We start from the raw sequence: 21,764 nt of genomic DNA, 5'->3' as shown, positions 1-21,764 counted from the left end.
TTTCGTGCCGGGACATGCTGTGCACGGCAGCGGAACCGCCCGGAGCGACGGGGGTGGCGGGCGCGGTGGGATGGCTGTCGCCGATGCTGTCAGTGCCCGCGGACGGGATGTCGGCGTAGGCGGTCGGAGGCGGGGCGGGAATCGCGCGGATGACCGTGCCGGAAGGCGGTGTGGTCGCACGCCGGAGGGCTGCGGCTCGGAAGGCCATGTGGGGGATGTCCTAGCGGGTGGGGCACACGATGCGAAGCGGCGGTGACGCTACGAATCCAGGAAAACAGACATATAACGCGAATGGTTTCTCTGCTCCTACAGACCGCCTCAGAGGAGCGGAGAAGGATCCGACCGGCCCGATCCGGCCTGTGCACCCGGTGTGGGGGTACGGCACTCTCCGAACCCGCTGACAGCACTATGAGCAGTGTGAACATGAGGACACCTGTCGGCGTCGCCGATGACACCGCCGCGCGGCCATGCTCCGCACCGGCCGCCCAGCCGACCGGCCACGGACTATATGGAAACGTAATGCCGATCCCGCGCCGAACGCGGGATCTCCTTTTTCTTGCCGAAAGGCGACCATGAGCGGAAGGGGAGCAACAGCTCTCAGAGCTGTTCCCGATCCGGCCGCCCACGGCGGCAACGGTGCTCACGAGCTCGTTGCAACCGTGAACCCCGCCGGAAGCGGACGTGTCGGCCTCCTGCGGGTTCTCAACGGATCACCCGCGCCGGACCGTGGTGTGCGGGCGGTCCGACCGGCGGAATCGCTCTCCTGGCCACGCACCGGATCCGCCCGGACCAGGACGTGATCGAGATCCACTCGATCCGCCACCGTCGGGACGCGTACCGGGCCTGACGGTCAGCGGACCAGGAGGCGGTCCACGCGGCGCGGAAGGGCCAGGCCGATCAGGCCCGGCAGCGCGTAGCCGACCTGCCCGGGGGCGAGCATGCCCAGGATCGCGCCCGTGTTGGCGGTGGGCGCGCGCAGGAACTCGCGCATCCTCGGGTGGGCGTACGGCACCGCGTTGCCGGTCGTCAGCAGGCTCAGCACCGCCACCAGCGCCACCGCCGCCCACACGGCGGTGCCCTGACCGCCCAGCCAGTCCTGGAGGCGGGCCACGGCCACCAGGGCGTAGGCCGGGGTGTCGGCGCCGACGCCGGTGACCGGAAGCGGGACCGCCGCGGCCGGGAGGGCGGCCAGCATGAGCGCGGCGGCCGCGGCCGCGGTGATCCCCCCGGTCGCGGCCAGGCCCAGGCGGATCGCCAGCGCCCGCGCGTCGCGGGTCAGGGCGTCCTGGGCCGGGTAGGGGCGCCAGGGCCGTCCCTCGGACCGGGCCTCGCCCATGGCGCTGGCCCTCCGGTGCCGCACGAAGCGCCAGGTGTCGCACAGGACGCCCGGTCCGCGGCGGGCCGCGATCGTGGCGGCGGCCAGCTCGTGCGCGATCGAGGACAGCGTGGTCGCCAGGGTGACCGGGAGGTCGATCCACGACAGCGCGATCCGGCGGAACAGCGGCGCGATGTCGGCGGGCACCCGCACACGCATCGCGATCGAGCGGCCCCACGCCCAGCGGCGCAGGCGGGCCAGGGGCGGCTGCCCGGGCAGCGGCGGTGTGCTCTCGGCGGCGGTGCCGATCATCCGGTAGTCCATGGCGACCGCGCACAGCAGGAGCAGGAGCAGCAGCCACGGCGTGAGGACGCCGCCGCCGAGGACGGCGAAGACCGCGTCGGTGGCCCAGTGCAGGCTCGCCCCGGCGAACACCGCGTTGAGGTTGAGGTGCTCCAGGACGGCCGTGGTCAGTGCGAGCGGGGGCAGCAGCCAGAGCCAGGCGCCGTAGCGGCGGCCGACGATCGCCAGGCCGAAGGCCGCGCCGACCAGTCCGGTCGTCAGGGCGTGCCCGGAGAAGGCGGCGAGCACGCCGCCGTCCGGGGCGTGCACGACCGATCCGCCGGGCAGCAGGAGGCCGCTTCCGCCGGTGTGGCCGCCCTCCATGAGCGACACCTCGGTCAGCAGGCGTTCCGCGAGCTGGAACCCGGCCCCGGAGGCCGCCGCCACCAGCAGGAAGTCGGTGGCGGCCATGCGGCGCGCCCGGCGCCGGGCGAGGAGCGGCAGGAGCAGCAGGGGCGCGAGCTTGCCGAGTTCCTCCACGGGCACCGCGACGTAGGTGTAGGCGAGGACGCCGTAGGGGTCGGCGCCCAGGAAGCGCACGAGGGCGGACTCGGCGAGCGCGATCGGCCAGAGCAGAACAGCGCCGAGCGCGACCACCCGCAGCAGGGTCGCGAAGGAGACGGTGCGCGAGCGCGAGAGCCAGGCGAGCTGGAAGAGCAGCAGGTAGGTGAGGGCCATCGTGGGCAGGACGGCCCCCAGCGCGGGTTCGGCCAGGGGCACGGCGAGCAGGGCGACGAGCATGAGCCACCCCCAGGAGCCGCGGAGGACCCGCACGACGCGCACGGCCCGCGGGGAGCGCTCGCGGGCGCGCTCGGCGGTGCGGGCCAGGCGTTCGGCGAGGTCCGGTCCGGGACCTCGCGGAGTGCGCGCGTGACGGGCTCCGTGCTCGACGCAGTGGTAGAGCTGCGCCGCGCGGGTGAGGGCCGCGCCGCCCTCCGCGCGTGCCCGGGCCGCGAAGTGGGCGCGGGCCTGGGGGATGTCGGCGCCGACGAGTTCGCGGACGAAGTCGGGCGGGCCGGCCGCCACGGTGAGTTCGTCGGCGTTGACCAGGACCGCCGCGGAGAAGTCCTCGACGCAGACGAGGAAGTCGGTGGGTGTGGGTCCCCATCCGCGGATGAGGTCGACCAGGGTGCCGGTGTCGAGGGGGACCTCGGTGACGGGTTCGTAGGAGAACTCGGGTCGGGTCCGGCAGACCAGGAGGCGGTCCACCCCCATCGACCGTCCCGCCGCGATGATCGCGCGGACGAGGTTGCGGTCGCGGGGCACGAGGAAGGGGGTGGTGACCTTGCCGCCGGCCCGGATCCACTGGGGGTCGAGCTCGGTCGCACCGGCGCAGACGCGCAGGACGAGGTCCCGCGCGAGCATGGCCTGTTCTTCCATGGAATCCCTCGTGCCGTCCGGGGGGTGAAGGCGTCGGGGGCCGGTGGTCGGCCCCCGACCGAGCATAACGGCGCGGGACGCGGCCGCGGCGGGCGGTGTCCGGGCCCGCCCGCGGCGGTGCCTCAGACGCGCTCCCCCGTTCCGGATGCCTCGCCCTCGGACCGCGGGGCGCGGGAGGGCCGTGGACCGGCGACGAAGGCGTCCGCGCAGACCTGGGCGAAGTGCCGCACACCGGGCAGGTCGAGGGCCCAGCCGGTGAGCGCCCACCCCAGGTGGAGGTGCTCCAGGGCCCTGGCGACGGCGGACACTCCGCTCCACCGCGAGCCGTCGGGGGCCTCGTAGGTGAGGCGGTAGAGGACCTCGGCGTGCTCGGCGGCGGGTCGCAGGTCCAGGGCGACGGGCGAGCGGGCGGCGATCCAGGCGCCGACGCCCCGGCACACGGCGCAGTCCGCGGCGACGTAGAGGACACCGGGGGTGCGTTCCGGCCAGGGCCGCCACCGGGGCAGCCAGGGGCGCACGGCCGACCGGTAGTCGGTCCACCGGCGCCCGAACGCCGCGCGCAACTGCCCGTCCTCGTGCCAGTCGGCGAACCCGGCGCCGTAGATCAGCGCGCTCAGGGCCAGCAGGAGCAGCGCGGGTTCGCGCAGCAGCGCGGCGAGGACGACGTAGACGGCGACCATCGAGGTCTGCATGGGGTTGCGCAGGTAGGCGTAGGGGCCGCTGGTGACCAGGTGGACGGGCGGGTCGTAGGGCAGCGGGGTTCCGGCGCCCACGCGCGCGAACTCGCGTGCGGCGGCCAGGCCCGGCAGCCCGGCCAGGGCGACGGCCTGGGCGCCGGCGAACAGGGTCGAGCCGCTGGGGACGGCACCGAGGACGAGCACGGGCAGCACGACCATCAGCCCGAACGCCAGCCCGGCCTGGGCCCACACGCGCGCGTGGACGAGCTGTCCCTCGCGGGTCCAGTACGCGAGCAGCAGCGCGGGGATCAGGCACACGGCCGCTCCGGCGAACTCCCCGATCAGCCACAGCCGGCTCAGGTCCACCACGGGCGCGGCGAGCGGCATGAGGAGGATGTCGACCCAGACCAGCAGGGCGGTGAGCAGGGGGACGGGGAGCACGCGTAGCAGCAGGGCCGGCAGCGGACCCCAGAGGATGACCCACGCGACCATGAGGTCCATGGGCATCCCCAGCCACACGGCACCGTCGGTGTGGAAGGACCACCAGCCCACGCGCAGGGCGAGCAGGTTGAGCGGCACGAGGGTGAGCAGGGCCCAGGCGCCGGAGACGATCATCGCCGCGGTCTCGCGGCGGGACGGCGCCCGCCAGGCGCCCAGGGCCACGAGCGCGGCCAGGGGCACGAACAGGCCCAGGCCGCGGACCAGGGTGGTGTGGAGTTCGGGGTCGGGCATCACCGGGCCTCCTCCGTCGCGGTGGTCTCGAAGGTGGCGGCGAGGTACTCGGCGGCCAGGTCGGTGGCGTAGGCCTGGAGGGGACCGAAGTACCAGGAGGGCTCGTAGGTGCGCTCGTAGTCGATGGCCCAGCCGAGCCGGGTGCCGCCGTCGGCCGCCGACCAGGCCGCCTCGGCGCGGCGCATGTCCATCCAGCCGGAGAACGCGGTGTCCTCGACCACGTCGAAGACCACCCGGCCGCCGTCGGGTCCCACGTTGCTCTCGACCACCACCAGTTCCATGCGGCGCGGGGTGGGCTCGTCCCCGATCGCGAGGGTGGTACGCGGAGTGAAGTGGACGACGCGGGTGTCGCCGACGTCCAGGCCCTCGCCCGTGGCCCGGACGGGTTCGGGGAAGGGGACCGCGCGCAGGAAGAGGGCCTCGAAGGCGCCGTACTCCGGCGGCGCGGCCAGCGCGGCGGCGACCTGGGACGGCGGGGCGTCGATCACGCGCTCACCGGTGCCCTGGTCCTGCCTGGGCAGGATCGTGGTGCCCCCGACGCCCTCCAGCGTCAGGACGAACAGCACGGGCACGAAGAGCAGGGCGTGCCGTGATCCGGAGGCGCCCCGGGCGATGGCGGAGCAGAGCGCGGCGACCAGGGCGACGACCCCGAAGATCAGCGGTGCCGCCAGGAGCAGGCACACCATGCCCTCGGCGAGCAGGGGCCCGGCCATGGCGAGCACGAGCGCGGTGACCGCCATGGCCGCGCCGACGCCGGTCCTGGGTCGGGCGGTGAACACGATCAGCAGCGCGATGGTCGCGGGAAGCCCCAGGTAGAACAGCGCGGTCTGGTCCAGGCCGCCCCAGCTGGTGATGCGCAGGACCACCAGTCCGGCGAACACGAGTCCGACGATCGCGGCGAGGAGCCAGCGCTCCCGCGGACCCACGGGCCGCTCCGGTTCGGGGGATGTCTCCACGGGCGCTCCTTCATCACATGCTTGAACCACCTGGTTTAATCACTTGATTAAACCGTATGATGAACCACGACCGGAGAGCAAGGGGTGGGGATTCGATGGCCAAGGGCGGCGGCGGACGGCGCACGAGTGAGGAGACCAGGGAGCGGCTGCTCGCGGCGGCCACCGCGACGCTGCGCGAGGAGGGGTACTCCGGGGCGTCGGCGCGCGCCATCGCCACGCGCGCGGAGGCCAACTCGGCGCTGGTCTTCTACCACTTCGGCGGCGTCGACCAGCTGCTGCTGGCGGCGCTGGACCGCTCCAGCACCGAACGCCTGGCGATGTACCGGGAGCTCACCGCGAAGGCGCGCACGTTCGAGCAGCTGGTGGAGGCGGCGACCGAGATCTACCGGACCGACCTGGAGCGCGGGTACATGGCGGAGTTCACCGAGCTGGTCGCGGCCGCGGTGTCCAAGCCGGAGCTGCGCCCGGAGATCCGCGACCGCGCCGAGCCGTGGATCGCCTTCATCGAGGGCGAGTGGAACCGCGTCCTGGGCGGTTCGGCGCTCGGGCGGATGCTGCCCGCCCGCGAGGTGGCCTACGGGGCGATCACGTTCTACCTGGGGGTCAACCTGTTCTCCGTCCTGGACGAGGACCACTCGCGGACCGAGGCCGTGTTCGAGCTCGCCCAGGTGCTGTCGCCGCGCGCGAAGCTGATCACCCTCCGGCTGCCCGCGTGGGGGCGGCGCGACGACGCCGTAGGGTGGCCGACGGACGACGAGGAGGAGGACGCATGACGGGCATCACGGTGGCGCCGGGGATCGAGTTCCCGGACACCTCCGACGGCCGCGCCCACGTGGCGGGCGCGATCATCGCCGACCCCGGGGGCCGGATCTTCGCCCAGCGCCGCTCCCCCACCCGCAAGGTGTTCCCGCACTGCTGGGACATCGTCGGCGGGCACGTCGAACCGGGCGAGACCATGCTGGAGGGACTGGCCCGCGAGGTCGCCGAGGAGACCGGCTGGCGACTGGCCGAGGTGGTCGCGGAGCTGTACCGCCTGGACTGGGACCCGGGCGACGGGCTGACCAGGCACGAGGTCGACTACCTGGTCCGCGTCGAGGGCGACCTGTCCGCGCCCCGGCTGGAGCCGGACAAGCACACCGAGTACATGTGGGTGGACGAGTCGCTGGTGGACCGGCTGCACGACCACCGCGACCCGGGCGAGTACTTCATCACCGACATCGTGCGCCTGGGCCTGGCCGCCGCCCGGCCGGCGCCCTCGCCCTGACCGCACCGGCTCGGGTCACAGGGGGCTGAGGAGGTACACCGAGATCCCCAGCCACACCTGCCACAGGCCCGCGTCGGAGCCGGAGTGCGTCGCGGTGTCGCGGTACAACGGCCCCTCGGGGAGAGTGGCGCGAACCTCGTGGGCGAACGCCCGGATCCGCTCGGCCGCCTGCCGTTCGGCTCCGGCCGGCCCTCGGGGCAGCAGGACGGAGCTCTCCCGGCCGTCCACCATCCGCACCCGCACGCCCCGGTCGGCCTCGACCTCGTCGATGAGCTCGACGGGGATCGACAGCCGCTGCCCGCCGCCCTGGACGGTGACGTGCGTGCCGTCCAGCCGGATCCAGGAGAAGAGGCTCGCCCCCAGGACCTGGCCGCCGATCCACGGCAGGGCGACGAGCACGACGAGGATCCCGAGGGCCCTGGCCCCGTCCGCCGCGCTCTCCACGTCGCGGGGGATCTGCGCTCCGAGCCAGAACGTGCACCACAGCAGCACAGCGACGAGCAGGCACCCGGCGATGGTCAGGGGCCGGTTGCGCAGGGTCCGCGGCCGGGGCCGGGGCGCGTCCGGGTGCCGGGGGTCGAAGCGCCGGTCGGGGTCGCGTCCCCTGCGGTGCATGTCGAGCTGCCCGCCCGGCGTCCCCGCCAGCCCCCACACCAGCACGGGAAGGGCCGTGGTGATCTTGGCCAGGGTGACCGCCTCGAACTGGACCACCACCAGCAGAATGCCGCCGGTGGCCAGCCACCAGCGCGCGTAGGACCAGCCCATGGTGGACGCCACCAGGGTCTGGCGCAGCCGACGGGGGACGTCCTCCCGCCAGTCCTCGGCCCGGTCGCGGGCGATGCGGCGGAACTCCAGCCAGAGGGCGAGGGGAAGTGCCAGCAGGGCGGCGACGGCGACCGGGTGGATCGACCAGGGGAAGAGCACGGGGGATGCCTGTCCGAGGGGGGAACGGAGTACCACCCTCCCACGGTCCGGTCACGGCTCCTCGGCCGGACGCACCTCGGCCGGATCGTCCGCCTCCCAGCGGACCTCCAGGGTGTCATCGGCACCGAGGTCACGGAGCTCGCCGGTCCTGGCACGGATGGCGGTCTCATACGCGATCCCGTCGGCCTCGTACCGCAGCACGACGTACGGTTCGCAGGGCCCGCGGAACCTGCATCGGGACTCGGTGCCCGCCACCTGGGCGATGCCCTCCACCGGATCCTCCGGCTCCTGGTGCGCCGAGACGTACCGGAACCCGAAGGACACGACCAGAACGAGCAGCAACGCACCGCCGACCGCCCGTCCCACCCCGTATGGCAGCAGCCGGAATACACGGGGGAACCGCCGCACCGGAGCGGCCTTCGCGTACCGATAAGCGGCTCGGACCAGGACGACGACCGCACTGACCGCGCACGCGCCCGCGGGCATCAGTGCCGGCAACGGCACCGCATCGGCCAGCAGGGCGGTCCGGTCGTGGGCGGCCAGGAGCCACAGGGAGGGGACCACCGCCCCCACCGCCAGGACACCGCCGAGGACCACGAGCGGCCATGCGCGTCGGGGCTGTTCCGGAGGCCCCTTGACGTGCCTGCGGACCCGAAGGAAGAACCATTCCGCGCGCACACCGAGCCGGTGGTGAGCGAGGACCACCCAACAGGACACCAGCCCCAACGGCAGCAGGAGTGCCCACGGGCGCCACTCGTCGTCGATCCCCACCGCGTGCCGGGGCGCGTAGGGCAGGTAGAGCACCTCCACCTCGCGGCCGTCGGCGTGGCTGTAGGCACCCGGAAGGTCCGAGACCACCTCCGCGCCGCCCTCGGCCCGAAAACTCACCCGCGCCTCCCCGTCGACGACGGCGAGGACGGTGGCCTCGGCCCGGACCGCGTCGTGGGCGAAGGCGATCTGCTTCAGGGTGTGCTCGAACGCCTGTCCGGTCAGCATTCCGAGCACGGCGCCGAGGAGCACGGAGAAGAACCCGGTGAGAAGGACAGACGGCCAGGCGAGCCCAGGGGGCGCCTTCCGGGACCTGTCGTCCAGCAGGCGCTCCGTGAACTCGACGACGTCCTGGTCAGGCGCCTCCACGGGGCCCTCCGGCGCACGGGGTCGAACGCAGGAAGAGCCGGTCTGACTGTGGTGGTCGGGGCACGGGGGAGGCCCTTTCGGTGGTGGAACGGGGTTCCACCCTGCCACAGGTGCCGAAACTCCCGGACCGCGTGACGGCCCCCACGACGGCCCGACCCCGCGGACATCAGCGCCTGTCCCCTTCCTCCAGGGGACGGATCCGGGTGGGATCGGTCGCGCTCACACCGATCCGGACGTCATCGACGTCCCGGAGGCGACGGCTGTCGGAGCAGCCGACCCGGTAACCCTGCTCGTACTCCAGCCCGTCGAACGTGTACGCGACCCGGACCACCGCACGGCAACCACGGGAGGAGTTCTGTACTTCGACCACCTCGGCGTCGGTCCCGAGCACCGGGTCCGGAGCGATCATGTCGCTCATCAGCACGATCCCCCGGACGAGTACGACCGAGACGAATCCCACCAGCAGGGTCAGCGTCACCCGGCCGAGCGCCTTGTAGGTCAGGGCCCGGTTCCGGACTCCGGCCGGGCGCTTGCGGCCGCCCCGACGACGGACCTGCCCACGGTCGGCGTGGCGCACGACCGCCCTCCAGGCCGTGCCCAGGGCCAGCGAGAGGACCGCCGTGCCCACACCCGACCACAGGTACACACCCGCCACGTCCACGGCTCCGAACCGGATGGCGACGAACGGCCACAGGAAGCAGCCCGCGGAGGCCCCGAGCATCAGCACGGCCGGAACCGCCCACCTGGCGACCGGCAGGACGGTCTGCCGTTCCCGCTTCCGCCGCCACCTCTGGGCGGGGCTGTTCCTGCGCTCGTGCCACACCACGGCGAGAGCCCAGCCGACGGCCGCGGCGCCCCCCACCGAGAGCACCAGACCCCAGGGCATCAGCCGATGGCCGCTCACCATGGCCGTGTCGGGGTCCGAGGGCAGGTAGCGGACCTCCACCTCGCGAGCGCCGTCGTGCGCGAAGCGCCCCGAAGCAGTGGTTCGCACCGGCTGGTTCCGGTCGGTGACGAACTCGACCAGCGGTTCCTCGTCCACCGCCCCGACCACCACGGCCTCGGCGACCGCCCCGTGCTCGGCTAGGGCCGCGTGGCGGACCCGGGGCTCGGCCAGCTCGCCGAGCAGCAGACCTCCCATGACCGAGAAGAGGGCCAGGGCCAGAACGGCCGCGCCCAGCCCTTGGGCCACGGCACACCACATCCGGGGATCCGGCTCCTGCTTTCGGAGCGGGGACCGTGTGGCGTGTGACCGGTGAGAAGCCGGGAGTGGCGCCGGGGCGGTGCGCTCCCGCATCTTCTTCAGTCGCCACTCCGGCGTCGGCCTGGGCTTGTTGGACCTGCGTTTCCGGGTCACCGGCCACCGCCCGTCCGGAGGCCGGTCGAACGGGAGGTGGTGGCGCACGCCGGGGACGTTGGGGGCATAGGGGATGCCTGTTCGATCAGGGGATGGGGTCCCACCCTTCCACAGGCTCCCGGGCCGGCCTTGGTCAGGCGGCGACGGACCCGCCCACCATGTGGACGAACCTCAGCCCGGACCGAACATCACTTCCCGTAGTGGTAGCGACAGGCGGCGACACGCATCTCGTCCCCCGCGATCTTGTACGCCAGGCGGTGCTCGTCAGTGATCCGGCGGGACCAGTAGCTCTGAAACCCGTAACGCAGTGGTTCGGGCTTCCCCATGCCGTCGTTGCGGTGCCGGTCGATGTCCTTGAGCAGGGCATTGATGCGCTTGAGAATCGTACGATCCTGGCCCTGCCACCAGACGTAGTCCTCCCAGACGGATTCGGCCCACACGATCTTCACTCGACGACGTCCCGTTCCACGCCGTGACCGGCTTCGAGGTGCTCGATGGCGGTCACCAGGCGACGCGCGTTCTCCGGGCTCCTCAGCAGAAAGGCGGTCTCGCGCAGCGACTCGTACTCAGCCAAGGAGACGATGACCACCGGTTCGTGGCCCGCTCGGGTGATCACGACTTCCTCTCGGTCCTCGACCACGGAATCCAGTGTCGCCGCGTAGTTGGCACGTGATTCCGAGTAGGTCATGGTTCTTGAAACCCCTCCGTAGGCGCGTACAAGATATTGAACGTCCCGCGTCGGTGTCGTGGCGCGGCCAGCCTCGCACCGCGTCAGCCCGCTCGGAGAACCTCCGTGACGGCGAGGGGGAGGGCGTCCAGCAGGTCGCTCGCACTGATCGGCGCGCCGTCGCGGGCCAGGTGCGCCGCGCGCCCGTGCAGGTAGGCGCCGCACATGGCGGCCTCGTAGGCGGGCAACCCGGCGGCCAGGAGGGCGCCGACCGCCCCGGAGAGCACGTCGCCCGTCCCCGCGGTGGCCAGCAGGGGCGTTCCCGTGGGGTTGACCGCGAAGGGAACCCCCGGCTGCGCGATCACCGTGGTGGAACCCTTGAGCAGCACCGTGCACCCGAACTCCTCGGCGGCGCGTGCGGCGTACTCGGCCCGCCGAGCCTCGACGCCCCGGCGCTCGACACCGAGCAGCCGGGCGAGCTCCCCGGCGTGCGGCGTCAGCAGGGTGTGCGCGTCGCGCTCGCGCACGGAGTCGGCGAGCGGGCTGCCGCCGCTGCCGCTGAGGAGTGTGAGCCCGTCGGCGTCGACCAGCACCGGCCGGTCGCTCTCCAGCACGGCGCGGAGCTCGTCGGCGTTGGAACGGTGCGTGCCGCGGCCCGGACCGATGACGACCGCCGCGACCCGCCCGGGGGCGAGGTCGGTGGTGCTCTGGGGGTCGTGCACGCTGGCCACGGTCTCCGGCCAGCGGGCGAGCACCTGGTCGACCGCCTCCTGCGCACCGCCGTAGCGGACCATGCCCACACCCGTGCGCAGGGCACCGCCCACGCACAGCACGGCCGCGCCCCGGTACTGGTCGGATCCGGCCCGGACGTCGAGGACCCCGCGGCGGTACTTGTCGGAGTCGAGACCGGGGGTCGGCAGCACGGCGGCGATGTCCACAGCCTGTGGACGGACCGCGGCCGCACCCGGCAGCTCGGGGGCGAGCCCGATGTCCACGAACACCACCCGCCCGGCCCGGCCCGCGCCCGGGTCCACGAACAGTCCCGGCTTGTGCGTGCCGAAGGTGACGGTGACGTCGGCGCGGACGGCGGCACCGCCGACCTCTCCTGTGTCGGCGTCCACCCCGCTGGGCAGGTCCACCGCCACCACGGGGGCCGGGGAGTTCTCCGCCAGCAGCGCCAGGACGGCGTGGGGCTCGCGCAGCCCGCCGCGCCCGCCGATGCCCAGGAGGCCGTCGACGATCAGGTCGGCGTCGAACAGCTCGGTGTCGTCGGCCGTGGCGTCCGTGAAGCGGTGGATCCGGCCTCCGGCCGCCCGCAGGGCCGCGGAGCCGCCCTCGTGGGCGCCGTTCCCGGCGAGCAGGGCACGCACGGCCGCACCGCGCGCGGCGAGGAACGCGCCCGCGTACAGCGCGTCCCCGCCGTTGTCCCCGCTCCCCACCAGCAGGACGACGTTCGCCCCGTACACGCGCGGCAGCAGCCGGGCGCACTGCCCGGCCAGGCCCGTCGCGGCCCGCCGCATCAGCGTCCCCTCGGGCACGCGTGCCATGAGGGCGTGTTCGGCTGTACGGACGACGCTGACGGAGTGCGCGGATTCCATGTGGGACCTCCCGGGGTGGGTGCGCCTCCATCGTGCCGCACACCGGGCGCGCCGGGACGGGCGGACACGGACTCCACAGGTGATTGCCTCAGCGCGCTCGTGGGTCGATGCTGGCGCCAGGCCCGCCCACCGACCGACCGCGAGGACACCGCCATGCCCGATCATCACGCCCGCGCCCTGGCCACCCGTCTCACCCTCCTGCCCGGACGCTGGCAGGACGTCCGCTTCGACCGCCCCGGCGGCGGCGCGACCGGCGTCTCGGCGCTCGTGGAACCGGCCGCGGCCCACGAGGTGCTGTACGACCTCTGCGTGGGCGTGGTCCTGGAAGGCATCACGCCCGGGACCGAAGTCCAGCTCCGGGCGGTCGAGTTCGCCTCCGGCGGCGCGGACGGGGCGCCCGCCCGGAGGGAACGCCCGGCCAACAGCGCCGTGCACGCCACGGGGCACGGGCGGTTCACCCACACGTGGAAGGGGGTGCTCGCGCCCGGGGCGTCGGTGGGCGTGAGCGTGGCCCAGTTCGGGCAGGCCGACGCCCACCTGACGGGCGCCGAGGCCGAAATCCTCGTCTGGCCCCGGCGCCCGGAGGGCTGACGGAAACGGCGGTGGGTCAGGAGACCTCGGCGACGGCGACCGGATCGTTCGAACCGAACACGGGCTGCAGCTCGACCTGGGTGACGTCGACTTCGCCCACCAGGGCGATCTGGCCCGACACGGTGTCGCCGGGGGCGAGGGTGCCGGACTCGATCAGTTCGATGTCCGCGAACAGGGTCTCGCCCCAGTCGTTCACCGACGATCCGTCGTCCAGGGTCGCGGTGATGTAGAGCGGATTGACCTCGACGCCCTCGTCCGAGCCGTTCTCGATCGTGACGTCGATGACGGTGTACACGGCCTCCGGGTCCAGGGTGTCTCCCGTGGTACCGGCGTTCGAGGCGGTCATGGCGACACCGCTGTCGGCGGCCTCGGGCTCCTCCTCGGCCGGTGCGTCGGTGCCCTCCTGCGGGGCCGACGGCTCCGCGGCGGACGGCGGCGCCGAGGGCTCCGGGGAAAGCGCGCTCCGGCCGATCAGGAAGCCGGCGACCACGAGGACCACGAGGATCACCAGGCAACCGCCGCCGACACCGAGACCGACCTTGGCGCCGGTGGACATGCCCTGCTCGGGCGGTGCGCCGTACGGAGAACCGTGCGGATCGCCGCCGGGCGCACCGTAGTACGGGTCACCGCCGGGCGGGCCGTAGGGGGGCTGGCCGCCGGGCGGGCCGTACGGGGTCTGGCCACCGGGCGGGCCGTAGTTCGGGTCACCGCCGGGCGGCCCGTAGGGGGGCTGCCCACCGGGCGCACCGTAGTTCGGGTCACCGCCGGGCGGCCCGTACGGGGGCTGGCCACCGGGCGCACCGTAGTACGGATCGCCGGCAGGGGGACCGAAGTTCGGCTGTCCCCCGGGCGGGCCGTAGGGGGGCTGCCCACCGGGCGGACCGAAGGGTGGTTCCTGGGGACCCGACGGGTTCTGGGGAGAGGACACGGGCGTGCTCCGGGGCTCGGGGACGGGGGGCGTGGGGGACTCGCCGGACCGAACAGACATTACCTGGCGAACCGGACGCTCAACCGATCCTCGCGCTCGGTCGTGCCGCCGGGGGCCGTGGGGCGGCCGGCAGAGGAGATCGCGCCCGCGGCCACGGCTCTGCTCCTGGGCGCGATCAGCCGCACCGCGGGTCTTCCCAGTTCACGGGCATGACCGAAGGCCGGACGATCACGGTTGCAGGTTGTACTACGCTTTGTCGTAGACAGGTGTTCCGCCGCCACGGGCGGGACGTCGCGACTTTCCGGTGGAGGCGGCGTGGTCGACTGGCTGACCATGACGATTCAGATGGCGGCGCTGGGCATGGCCGGCTGGTGCCTGGTCTCGACCTTCCGGAACCAGCCCATGGTCGTCCCGCACCTCGTCGGCATGGCCGTGCTCTGGCTCCTGGTGATCGGCCAGGCCGTCGCCTCCGCGGTCGCGATGGCCGGCGGGGACCGCCCCGACCAGACCGCGATGTTCGTCTCCTACCTCGCCACCGTCGTACTCCTGCCCCCGGCCTGCGCCGTGTGGGGCTTCATGGAGCGCAGCAAGTGGGGCCCCGCCGTCATCGCGTTCGCCTGCCTGGTCCTGCCCGTCCTCATGGTCCGCCTCGAACAGCTCTGGAACCCCGTTGTCTGACCCGTTGTCCGACACCACGGCCCCGGCCGACCGGACCCTGCGCACCGGGCCGGGGCGGCTCCTCGTCGCCGTCTACGCCGTGTTCGCCCTCGCCGCCACCGCACGGGGCGGCTACCAGCTCGCCACCCGCTTCGACGAGGCCCCGCTGGCCTACGGGCTGTCCCTGCTCGCCGGGATCATCTACCTCGTCGCCGCCGTCGGCCTGGCCCGCGCCGGGCGGACCTCGCGCGGCGTCGCGTTCGTCTCGTGCGCCATCGAACTCGTCGGCGTGCTGACGGTGGGCGTGACCAGCGTCCTGGCGCCCGGCGCCTTCCCCGACGACACCGTGTGGTCGAACTTCGGCAGCGGCTACCTGTTCGTCCCCCTCGTCCTGCCGGTCCTCGGCCTGTGGTGGATCATGCGCGTTCACCGCATGGACCACGGCTGACCAGGTCCCACCTCTCCCCGAGCCGCCGCGTCCGGTACTAGGGTGGCGACCATGTCCGAAACCCTGACCCTCCCGGTCGCCGTCTCCGCCGCCTGGCTCCGCGACCACCGCGACCAGGTGGTCCTCGTCGACTCCCGCTGGTACCTCGACGGCCGCTCCGGACGGGACGCCTACCGCGCCGGACACCTGCCCGGCGCCGTGTTCACCGACGTGGACGCCGACCTCGCTGCGCCCGCGAGCCCCGAGGGCGGCCGCCACCCGCTGCCCTCCCCCGAGGGCTTCGCCGCCGCCCTGGGCCGGCTCGGCATCGGCGACGACGCGGAGGTCGTGGTCTACGACGACGCCGGCGGTTCCGTGGCCGCGCGCCTGGTGTGGCTGCTGCGCGTGCTGGGCACTCCCGCGGCCATCCTCGACGGCGGCCTCCAGGCCTGGGACGGCGCGATGGAGGAGGGTGAGGGCGCCGCGACGGCGGTCGAGCGCACTCCCCTGCCGTGGCCGGCCGACCGCTTCGCCGACACCGACACCGTGCGGGCGGCGACCGGCGACCGCGCGGCCCTGCTGCTGGACGCCCGCGTCCACGGCCGCTTCACCGGGGAGCAGCCCGCTCCCGTCGACGCCCGGGCCGGGCACGTGCCCGGTGCCCGCAGCGCCGCCTGGCCCGACAACCTCGACGGTGAGGGCTTCCTGGCCGCCCCGGAGGCCCTGCGCACCCGCTTCGCCGACCTGGGCGCGGACTCCGCCGCGTCCATCACCGCCTACTGCGGCTCGGGCGTCACCGCCTGCCACGACCTCCTGGCCCTGGAGCACGCCGGGTACGCCGGCGCGCGCCTGTACCCGGGGTCCTGGAGCCGTTGGGGCGCCGACACCTCCCTGCCCGTGGAGACCGGCGACCCCGGCCGGGCCTGACCGCCGGGGCCCGTCCACCCCGTTCCCCCACCCCGCCGACCTGGCCGGAACCGGCCCCGCACCGAACCGGGCGGAACCGAAACCCCACACCGAACGTCTCACCGAGCGGCCGCACGCTCGTCGGGCCCCACGCCCCGGGCCGCGACATGTCCAGGTGAGCCCCCGCGAAACGAGGAACATTGGTCACCGTACTCATACTGCTCGGCGCCGTACTCCTCATCGGCGCCCTCGTCGGCATGCTGATCCAGAAGCAGAAGGAGCGGAACGCACGCCAGGCCCCGCCCCCGCCTCCCTCCCCGAAGGACCCCTTCGCCTCCGAGGGGGACACCACCGGCGACCCCCGCACGATCAAGGCCGGCGACATGATCGACTGGGGCACCGAGCGCACCTGGATCCGGGGCACCCTGCGCCTGGCCGAGGGCGGCTACACCTGGTCGGAGCACTTCCTGGAGGTCGACGGCGGCAAGCGCTGGCTGACCGTCGAGGAGGACCCCGACGTCCAGCTGTCCCTGTGGACCGGCCGACCCGACGTGGAGCTCACCCCGCACTCCAAGACCCTGGAGTTCGAGGGCGTCACCTACAAGCTCGACGAGCGGGGTACCGCGGCCTACCGCTCCGAGGGCACCACCGGCCTCAAGGCCGAGGGCGGCTGCGACTACGCCGACTACGAGTCCGCCGACGGCCGGATGCTCTCCTTCGAACGCTTCGACCACGGCGGCTGGGAGGCCAGCACCGGCACGAAGATCCTGCCCGGCAGCTTCACGATCTACCCCGGGAGCTGATCGGTCCGTGCGCGCGAGCATCAGTACGCCCTTCGTCGACACCCGGGCCGCCGACCTGGTCTGGACCCTGGACCACCCGCTGATCGACCCCCTCGCCGTCCGCGCCGTCGAGGTGCCCGGCGCCCGGGTCGAACTGCGGGTTCTCGGGGCCTCGCACCAGGTGGTCGTGCGTCCGGAGTCGGACGGGGGCGCGCTGGTGGAGACGGTGGCCTGCCTGCCGGGGCTGCCCGGCAGGCTCCCCGACAACGCCGACCGCCCGCTGCGCGGCGTCGGCGACTACCGCTTCGACTCCCTCGTGGAGTCGTTGTCGCGCAACGCGCTCACCCGCCGGGTGGAACGGCTCCACCGCGAGGTGGCCGACGCCCCCGGCGGTCTTCTCGTCGCCTTCCCCGGTGACCCGCTCTCGGTCACCGCGCTGCACCTGACCCCCGACAGCGGGGGAAACCTCCACTGGCGCACCTGGCACGCCTATCCGCAGAGTGGAGAACTGGTGACGACCACGGCACACGTGACGTCATGACCCCCAAGGAGGCCGACCATGGCCGACACCGCCCGGCACGGCGCCCTCATCGGCGGCGCTCTCATCCTGGCCCTGTCCCTGACCGCCTGCGGCAACGGCGGCTCCGACTGCGAGCGCTCCAGGGACTCGACCAGCGCGACCGGAGGCACGAGCTCGACCGACGGTACGGGTACCTCGTCGTGGCCGGCGTCACCCTCGCCCACCGACGACGACTGCGATGACCGCCGGAGCGGCGGCGGTGGCGGTTTCTTCTTCTTCGGTGGTGGCGGCGGCTCCAACAGCAACGGGAGCGGCAGCGACAACCGCGGCGGCGGCACCGGCTTCGGAAAGTAGTCTTCCCCGTCGGGGCCCCGATCCCGGCACAGCCCACAGCATCCCTTCCCCCACCAGTGAGAGAACCGAGTGAAAGAGCACGAGGACGCGAGCGAGAGCAGGAAGAAGTGGATCACGGTGGTCGCCATCATCGGCGCCATCCTCCTGGTCCTTGCCCTGCTCAGCGCCTGCGATGATGACAACAATCGCTACTGCCCGGACGACGACTACGTCAGCGACCCGACCTACGACGACGACGAGTGCGAAGGCTCGTCGAGTTCCGGCGGAGGGTTCTTCTTCTTCGGCGGCAGCGGCGGCAGCAACCGCAACTCCGGCTCCGGCAGCGACTACCGCGGCGGCGGCACCGGCTTCGGCAAGTAGCCCCCGCCATCGATTCCCCCGACCCCCGACACCTCGAACTGGACCATGAACGAGATCCTCTTCAACGCACTCGCGGCCCTCGCCTACGGCGGTGTGGGCATCCTCATCCTCGTCCTCGGCTACGTCATCACCGACCTGCTGACCCCCGGTAAAATGCACGAGCTCATCTGGGAGCAGCGCAACCGCAACGCCGTACTGCTCGTGTGCGCCAACACGCTCGGCTCGGCCATCGTCGTCACCAGCGCCATCCTCTCCAGTGACTCCGAGATCGGCCTCGGCGCCGGGCTGCTCTCGACCGGCGTCTACGGCCTGATCGGCCTGGGCGTCATGGCCCTGTCGTTCCTGCTGATCGACCTCCTCTCGCCCGCCAAGATCGCCCACATGATCAGCAGCCCCGAACCGCACCCGGCGAGCTGGGTGAGCGCCGCCGCGCACGTGGCGACCGCCATGGTCGTCGCCGCGGCCCTCACCTGATCGACCGACTCCACCCGAAGGCATCCGAGTTGACTGACAGCACCACCCGGACCCGGCCCGGGACCCGGCTCCCGGTTCCGCCGAGAGCGGCCAGGTTCTTCGTCCTGCTGGCGGTCTTCGTCTGCGCGGCCTGCGGCCTGGTGTACGAGCTCGCGCTCGTGGCCATCGGCAGCTACCTGCTCGGCGACACCATCACCCAGGCCTCCGTGGTCCTGTCGGTGATGGTGTTCGCCATGGGGGTGGGCTCCCTGCTGTCCAAGCGGTTCCAGGCCAGCCCAGCGGTCTCTTTCGCGGTGATCGAGGGCCTGCTGTCCCTGGTCGGCGGGCTGTCCGTGCTGCTGCTGTACGGGGCGTTCGCCTGGTTCTCCGCCTACCAGCCCGCGCTCGTGCTGCTGTCCTTCGTCATCGGCCTGCTCATCGGCATGGAGATCCCCCTGCTGATGACGCTGATCCAGCGGATCCGCAAGCAGGAGGCCTCCGAGGCGGTCGCGGACCTGTTCGCCGCGGACTACGTGGGCGGCCTGATCGGCGGGCTGGCGTTCCCGTTCCTGCTGCTTCCGCTGCTGGGCCTGCCCAAGGGCGCGCTGATGGTGGGCGCGCTCAACGCCGTGGTCGGTGTGGCGGTGGTGCTGTGGCTGTTCCGCACGGAGCTGACCAAACTCGCCTACGCCGGCCTGAGCATCGGTCTGGCGGTCATCGTCGCGGTGCTGGCCCTGGCGTACGTGTACGCCGACCGGTTCGAGGTGGACGCCCGCCAGGCCCTGTACCGGGACCCGATCGTGCACGCCGAGCGCTCCGAGTACCAGGAGATCGTGGTCACCCGCTCGCTCGACGGCCAGGACGTGCGGATGTTCCTCAACGGGTCCCTGCAGTTCTCGACCCTGGACGAGTACCGCTACCACGAGTCGCTCGTCCACCCGGCGATGGCGGGACCGCACGAGAACGTGCTGGTCCTGGGCGGTGGCGACGGTCTGGCGATCCGGGAGATCCTCGCCTACGACGACGTGGCGTCGGTGACGCTGGTGGACCTGGACCCCGCCGTCGTCGAGCTGGCGTCCACGGACCCGGTGATCAGCGCGCTGAACGAGGGCTCGTTCGAGGACCCGCGCGTGGAGGTGGTCAACACCGACGCCTTCCAGTGGCTGCGTACCAACGGCGAGGACTTCGACGTCGTCGTGGCGGACATGCCGGACGGCGAGGACGTGGGGACCTCGAAGCTGTACTCGGTGGAGTTCTACTCGCTCGTGGCCGACGCCATGGCGGACCGGAGCCGCCTGGTCGTGCAGGCCGGGTCGCCGTTCTTCGCGCCGGACGCCTACTGGAGCGTGGGCCACTCCCTGGAGGGGGCCGGGTTCGCCGCCACCCCGTACAACGTGGACGTGCCGTCGTTCGGGAACTGGGGCTTCTACCTGGCCGCCACGGGCGCCGCCCCCGCCCTGGACATTCCCGAGGACGTACCGGACCTGCGCTTCCTCGACGAGGAACTGCTCGCCGCCGCGCAGGTCTTCCCGCGCGACCGCCGCGAGGACGTGGGCGAGGTCGAGGAGTCGACGCTGATGCACCCGCGCATCATCGACTACCACAAGGACGGCTGGCGCGGTTACTAGCGCACGCTCCAGCTGACACCGGCAGGGCCGAACGGCTCCCGTCGAGCGCGCCCCGCCCCCGGGAATCCGGGGACGGGGCCGGGTTGAACACCGCGCGGCCTTGGGAACTTGGGCCGGTGGGCGGCCACGCGGTGGCTCCGTGCGAGGTGGAACGGCCACGGCCCGGCACCCTCGAACCGCCCGTGACCTGGTCCATCCTGACTCAGACCACCCCAACGGCGCGAACGCCACGCCGCTGCCCGTAGGGCGCGGAGATCCCCTTACCGAGACTTTCCGCCCAGGCCGTGTCCGGTGGACGCCGCTCGTCGCCCAGCGGGGCGCGTATCCGCCGGACACGCCCTCGGTCAGCTGTCGAAGCCCAGGCCCACCGCGTCCAGGCCGCGCAGCCACAGGTTGCGCCGACCGCCGTTGCGGTCGGCCGCGGCCGTGGCCCGCAGTGTCAGCTCGATGCCCAGGGACCGGACCGGCTCGGGCGGGAAGGGCAGCGGCTTCTCCCGCACCATCCGCAGCCGGGTGCGCTCGGTGTCCAGCCCGTCGAGGCGGTCCAGCATCACCTGCGCGCCGAACCGGGTCGCCCCCACGCCCAGCCCCGTGTAGCCCGCGGCGTAGGCCAGCCGGCCCTTGTAGCCGGTGCCGAAGAACCCGGAGAACCGGCTGCACGTGTCGATGACCCCGCCCCACGTGTGCGTGAAGCGCAGGCCCTCCAGCTGGGGGAAGGTCTCGAAGAAGTGCTCCGACAGCTTCTGGAAGGTCTCCGGGCGCTGGTCGAACTCCGGGCGCACCTTGCCGCCGTAGTGGTGGACGACGTCGTAGCCGCCCCACAGGATCCGGTTGTCGGAGGTCAGCCGGTAGTAGTGGAAGAAGTTGGCCGCGTCGCCCACGCCCTGGCGGCCCTTCCACCCCAGGGACGCCATCTGCTCGTCGCTCAACGGCTCCGTCATCAGCGCGTAGTCGTAGACCGGGGCGAGGTAGTGCTTGAGCCGGCGCAGCGGGCCGGGGAAGGCCCCCGTCCCCCAGGCGACCTTGGGCGCGTGCAGAGCCCCCTGCCCCGTCTCCAGGCGCAGGCCCACGGGCACCGAGCGGATCGCGCGCACGGGCGAGTTCTCGAAGAACCGCACGCCCAGGCGCTCGCACGCGGCCCGCAGGCCCCAGGCCAGCTTGGCCGGGTGCACCATGGCCACGCCCTCCGGCTCGTAGAGCGCGCCGACGTAGGTGGGCGAGTCGATCTCCCGGCGGACCCGCTCGGCGTCCCACACCTGCGCGGTCGCGCCGTGCTCGGCCATCGACCGGGCGGCCTCCTCGAAGCCCTCCGCCTGCCACGGCTCGGTGGCCACCAGCAGCTCGCCGGTGCGCTCGAACTCGCAGTCGATCCCGTGGCGCTCCACCGCCTCCTGGATGCCGTCGAGGTTGGCCAGGCCCTGGCGCTCCAGCTCGGCGATCTCCTCCGGCCAGCGGTCGAGCCCGTTCTCGTATCCGTGCGTGAGGCTGGCGGCGCAGAACCCGCCGTTGCGGCCCGAGGCCGCCCACCCGGCCGTGCGCGCCTCCACGACCACCACGTCCCGGTCGGGGTCGCGCTCCTTGGCGATCAGGGCCGTCCACAACCCGCTGAACCCGGCTCCGACCACCGCCAGGTCGGTGTGGACGTCGCCGACCAGGGTGGGGGCGGGCTCGGGCACGTCGTGTCCGGGCACGTCGGGGTCCAGCCAGAAGACCTTCGGGCGGGCGCCCTCCAGCGCCTTCTCCGCTCGCGCGGCGGCTCCGTCGGCCATGGGTATCACTCCGTCTCGTCGTGGCCGCGCCCGCCGAGGA

23 protein-coding genes are annotated in these 21,764 nt (G+C 73.0%); 12 read left to right on the top strand and 11 right to left on the bottom strand.

Annotated elements, in window-relative coordinates; translation table 11 throughout:
- Window positions 1-850: 850 nt before the first annotated feature.
- The 3 genes from M1P99_RS15920 to M1P99_RS15910 all read right to left on the bottom strand — a co-directional run bounded on the left by M1P99_RS15920 (window position 851) and on the right by M1P99_RS15910 (window position 5,402).
- Complete coding sequence (locus M1P99_RS15920) at window positions 851-3,037, bottom strand: PrsW family intramembrane metalloprotease (protein ID WP_304453412.1); 2,187 nt, start codon at window positions 3,035-3,037, stop codon at window positions 851-853.
- Between the two features lie 122 nt (window positions 3,038-3,159).
- Window positions 3,160-4,446 (bottom strand): isoprenylcysteine carboxylmethyltransferase family protein, encoded by a 1,287-nt coding sequence (locus M1P99_RS15915; RefSeq protein ID WP_304453411.1) that lies wholly within the window; start codon window positions 4,444-4,446, stop codon window positions 3,160-3,162.
- A complete protein-coding gene (locus M1P99_RS15910; protein ID WP_304453410.1) occupies window positions 4,446-5,402 on the bottom strand; it encodes a hypothetical protein in 957 nt (318 codons plus the stop codon). Before M1P99_RS15910 ends, M1P99_RS15915 begins: the two co-directional genes overlap by 1 nt.
- Window positions 5,403-5,497: 95 nt before the next feature.
- On the opposite strand from M1P99_RS15910, the gene M1P99_RS15905 reads away from it, so the two are divergent.
- Complete coding sequence (locus M1P99_RS15905) at window positions 5,498-6,175, top strand: TetR/AcrR family transcriptional regulator (RefSeq protein ID WP_304453409.1); 678 nt, start codon at window positions 5,498-5,500, stop codon at window positions 6,173-6,175.
- Window positions 6,172-6,666, top strand: a complete 495-nt coding sequence (locus M1P99_RS15900) for an NUDIX hydrolase (protein ID WP_304453408.1) — start codon at window positions 6,172-6,174, stop codon at window positions 6,664-6,666. Before M1P99_RS15905 ends, M1P99_RS15900 begins: the two co-directional genes overlap by 4 nt.
- Before the next feature lie 15 nt (window positions 6,667-6,681).
- Here the strand turns inward: M1P99_RS15900 and M1P99_RS15895 are convergent, their stop codons facing one another.
- The 6 genes from M1P99_RS15895 to M1P99_RS15870 form a co-directional block, all read right to left on the bottom strand.
- A complete protein-coding gene (locus M1P99_RS15895) occupies window positions 6,682-7,626 on the bottom strand; it encodes a hypothetical protein (RefSeq protein WP_304453407.1) in 945 nt (314 codons plus the stop codon).
- Window positions 7,627-7,641: 15 nt separating this feature from the next.
- Window positions 7,642-8,727, bottom strand: coding sequence for a DUF3592 domain-containing protein (locus tag M1P99_RS15890; RefSeq protein ID WP_304453406.1), 1,086 nt, complete (start codon window positions 8,725-8,727; stop codon window positions 7,642-7,644).
- A 166-nt stretch (window positions 8,728-8,893) separates the two neighbouring features.
- Window positions 8,894-9,919: a DUF3592 domain-containing protein gene (locus M1P99_RS15885; RefSeq protein ID WP_304453405.1), complete on the bottom strand. Its 1,026-nt coding sequence runs from the start codon at window positions 9,917-9,919 to the stop codon at window positions 8,894-8,896.
- A gap of 353 nt (window positions 9,920-10,272) precedes the next feature.
- Entirely contained in the window at window positions 10,273-10,533 is a 261-nt protein-coding gene (locus M1P99_RS15880) for a Txe/YoeB family addiction module toxin (RefSeq protein WP_304453404.1), read from the bottom strand.
- The gene (locus M1P99_RS15875; RefSeq protein WP_304453403.1) at window positions 10,530-10,772 is read right to left on the bottom strand and encodes a type II toxin-antitoxin system prevent-host-death family antitoxin; all 243 of its coding nucleotides are present in this window, start codon (window positions 10,770-10,772) and stop codon (window positions 10,530-10,532) included. Before M1P99_RS15875 ends, M1P99_RS15880 begins: the two co-directional genes overlap by 4 nt.
- Window positions 10,773-10,855: 83 nt before the next feature.
- Window positions 10,856-12,349, bottom strand: a complete 1,494-nt coding sequence (locus tag M1P99_RS15870) for an NAD(P)H-hydrate dehydratase (RefSeq protein ID WP_304453402.1) — start codon at window positions 12,347-12,349, stop codon at window positions 10,856-10,858.
- 153 nt (window positions 12,350-12,502) lie between these two features.
- On the opposite strand from M1P99_RS15870, the gene M1P99_RS15865 reads away from it, so the two are divergent.
- A complete protein-coding gene (locus M1P99_RS15865) occupies window positions 12,503-12,940 on the top strand; it encodes a hypothetical protein (RefSeq protein WP_304453401.1) in 438 nt (145 codons plus the stop codon).
- A 16-nt stretch (window positions 12,941-12,956) separates the two neighbouring features.
- On the opposite strand, the gene M1P99_RS15860 is transcribed toward M1P99_RS15865, so the two are convergent.
- Window positions 12,957-13,868 carry a DUF4352 domain-containing protein gene (locus M1P99_RS15860; protein WP_304453400.1) on the bottom strand — a complete coding sequence of 304 codons (912 nt, stop codon included), beginning with the start codon at window positions 13,866-13,868 and terminating at the stop codon, window positions 12,957-12,959.
- A gap of 315 nt (window positions 13,869-14,183) precedes the next feature.
- On the opposite strand from M1P99_RS15860, the gene M1P99_RS15855 reads away from it, so the two are divergent.
- From M1P99_RS15855 to M1P99_RS15815, 9 genes are all read left to right on the top strand, one after another.
- Entirely contained in the window at window positions 14,184-14,546 is a 363-nt protein-coding gene (locus M1P99_RS15855) for a hypothetical protein (protein ID WP_304453399.1), read from the top strand.
- Window positions 14,547-14,550: 4 nt separating this feature from the next.
- Entirely contained in the window at window positions 14,551-14,973 is a 423-nt protein-coding gene (locus M1P99_RS15850; RefSeq protein ID WP_304453398.1) for a hypothetical protein, read from the top strand.
- 51 nt (window positions 14,974-15,024) lie between these two features.
- Window positions 15,025-15,879: a sulfurtransferase gene (locus tag M1P99_RS15845; RefSeq protein ID WP_304453397.1), complete on the top strand. Its 855-nt coding sequence runs from the start codon at window positions 15,025-15,027 to the stop codon at window positions 15,877-15,879.
- 179 nt (window positions 15,880-16,058) lie between these two features.
- Complete coding sequence (locus tag M1P99_RS15840) at window positions 16,059-16,661, top strand: DUF4178 domain-containing protein (protein ID WP_304453396.1); 603 nt, start codon at window positions 16,059-16,061, stop codon at window positions 16,659-16,661.
- A gap of 7 nt (window positions 16,662-16,668) precedes the next feature.
- Window positions 16,669-17,181: a DUF2617 family protein gene (locus M1P99_RS15835; protein WP_304453395.1), complete on the top strand. Its 513-nt coding sequence runs from the start codon at window positions 16,669-16,671 to the stop codon at window positions 17,179-17,181.
- A gap of 18 nt (window positions 17,182-17,199) precedes the next feature.
- On the top strand, window positions 17,200-17,514 hold the full coding sequence (locus M1P99_RS15830; RefSeq protein WP_304453394.1) for a hypothetical protein: 315 nt from the start codon (window positions 17,200-17,202) through the stop codon (window positions 17,512-17,514).
- A 69-nt stretch (window positions 17,515-17,583) separates the two neighbouring features.
- The gene (locus M1P99_RS15825; RefSeq protein WP_304453393.1) at window positions 17,584-17,874 is read left to right on the top strand and encodes a hypothetical protein; all 291 of its coding nucleotides are present in this window, start codon (window positions 17,584-17,586) and stop codon (window positions 17,872-17,874) included.
- A gap of 45 nt (window positions 17,875-17,919) precedes the next feature.
- Window positions 17,920-18,348: a DUF350 domain-containing protein gene (locus tag M1P99_RS15820; RefSeq protein ID WP_304453392.1), complete on the top strand. Its 429-nt coding sequence runs from the start codon at window positions 17,920-17,922 to the stop codon at window positions 18,346-18,348.
- Window positions 18,349-18,377: 29 nt separating this feature from the next.
- Window positions 18,378-19,955, top strand: coding sequence for a polyamine aminopropyltransferase (locus tag M1P99_RS15815; protein WP_304453391.1), 1,578 nt, complete (start codon window positions 18,378-18,380; stop codon window positions 19,953-19,955).
- 344 nt (window positions 19,956-20,299) lie between these two features.
- On the opposite strand, the gene M1P99_RS15810 is transcribed toward M1P99_RS15815, so the two are convergent.
- Window positions 20,300-21,724, bottom strand: coding sequence for an FAD-binding oxidoreductase (locus M1P99_RS15810; RefSeq protein WP_304453390.1), 1,425 nt, complete (start codon window positions 21,722-21,724; stop codon window positions 20,300-20,302).
- Between the last annotated feature and the right edge of the window lie 40 nt (window positions 21,725-21,764).

It is taken from the genome of Nocardiopsis sp. YSL2, from assembly GCF_030555055.1.
Lineage (GTDB): Bacteria > Actinomycetota > Actinomycetes > Streptosporangiales > Streptosporangiaceae > Nocardiopsis.
This window is presented reverse-complemented; position numbering and strand designations above follow the sequence as displayed.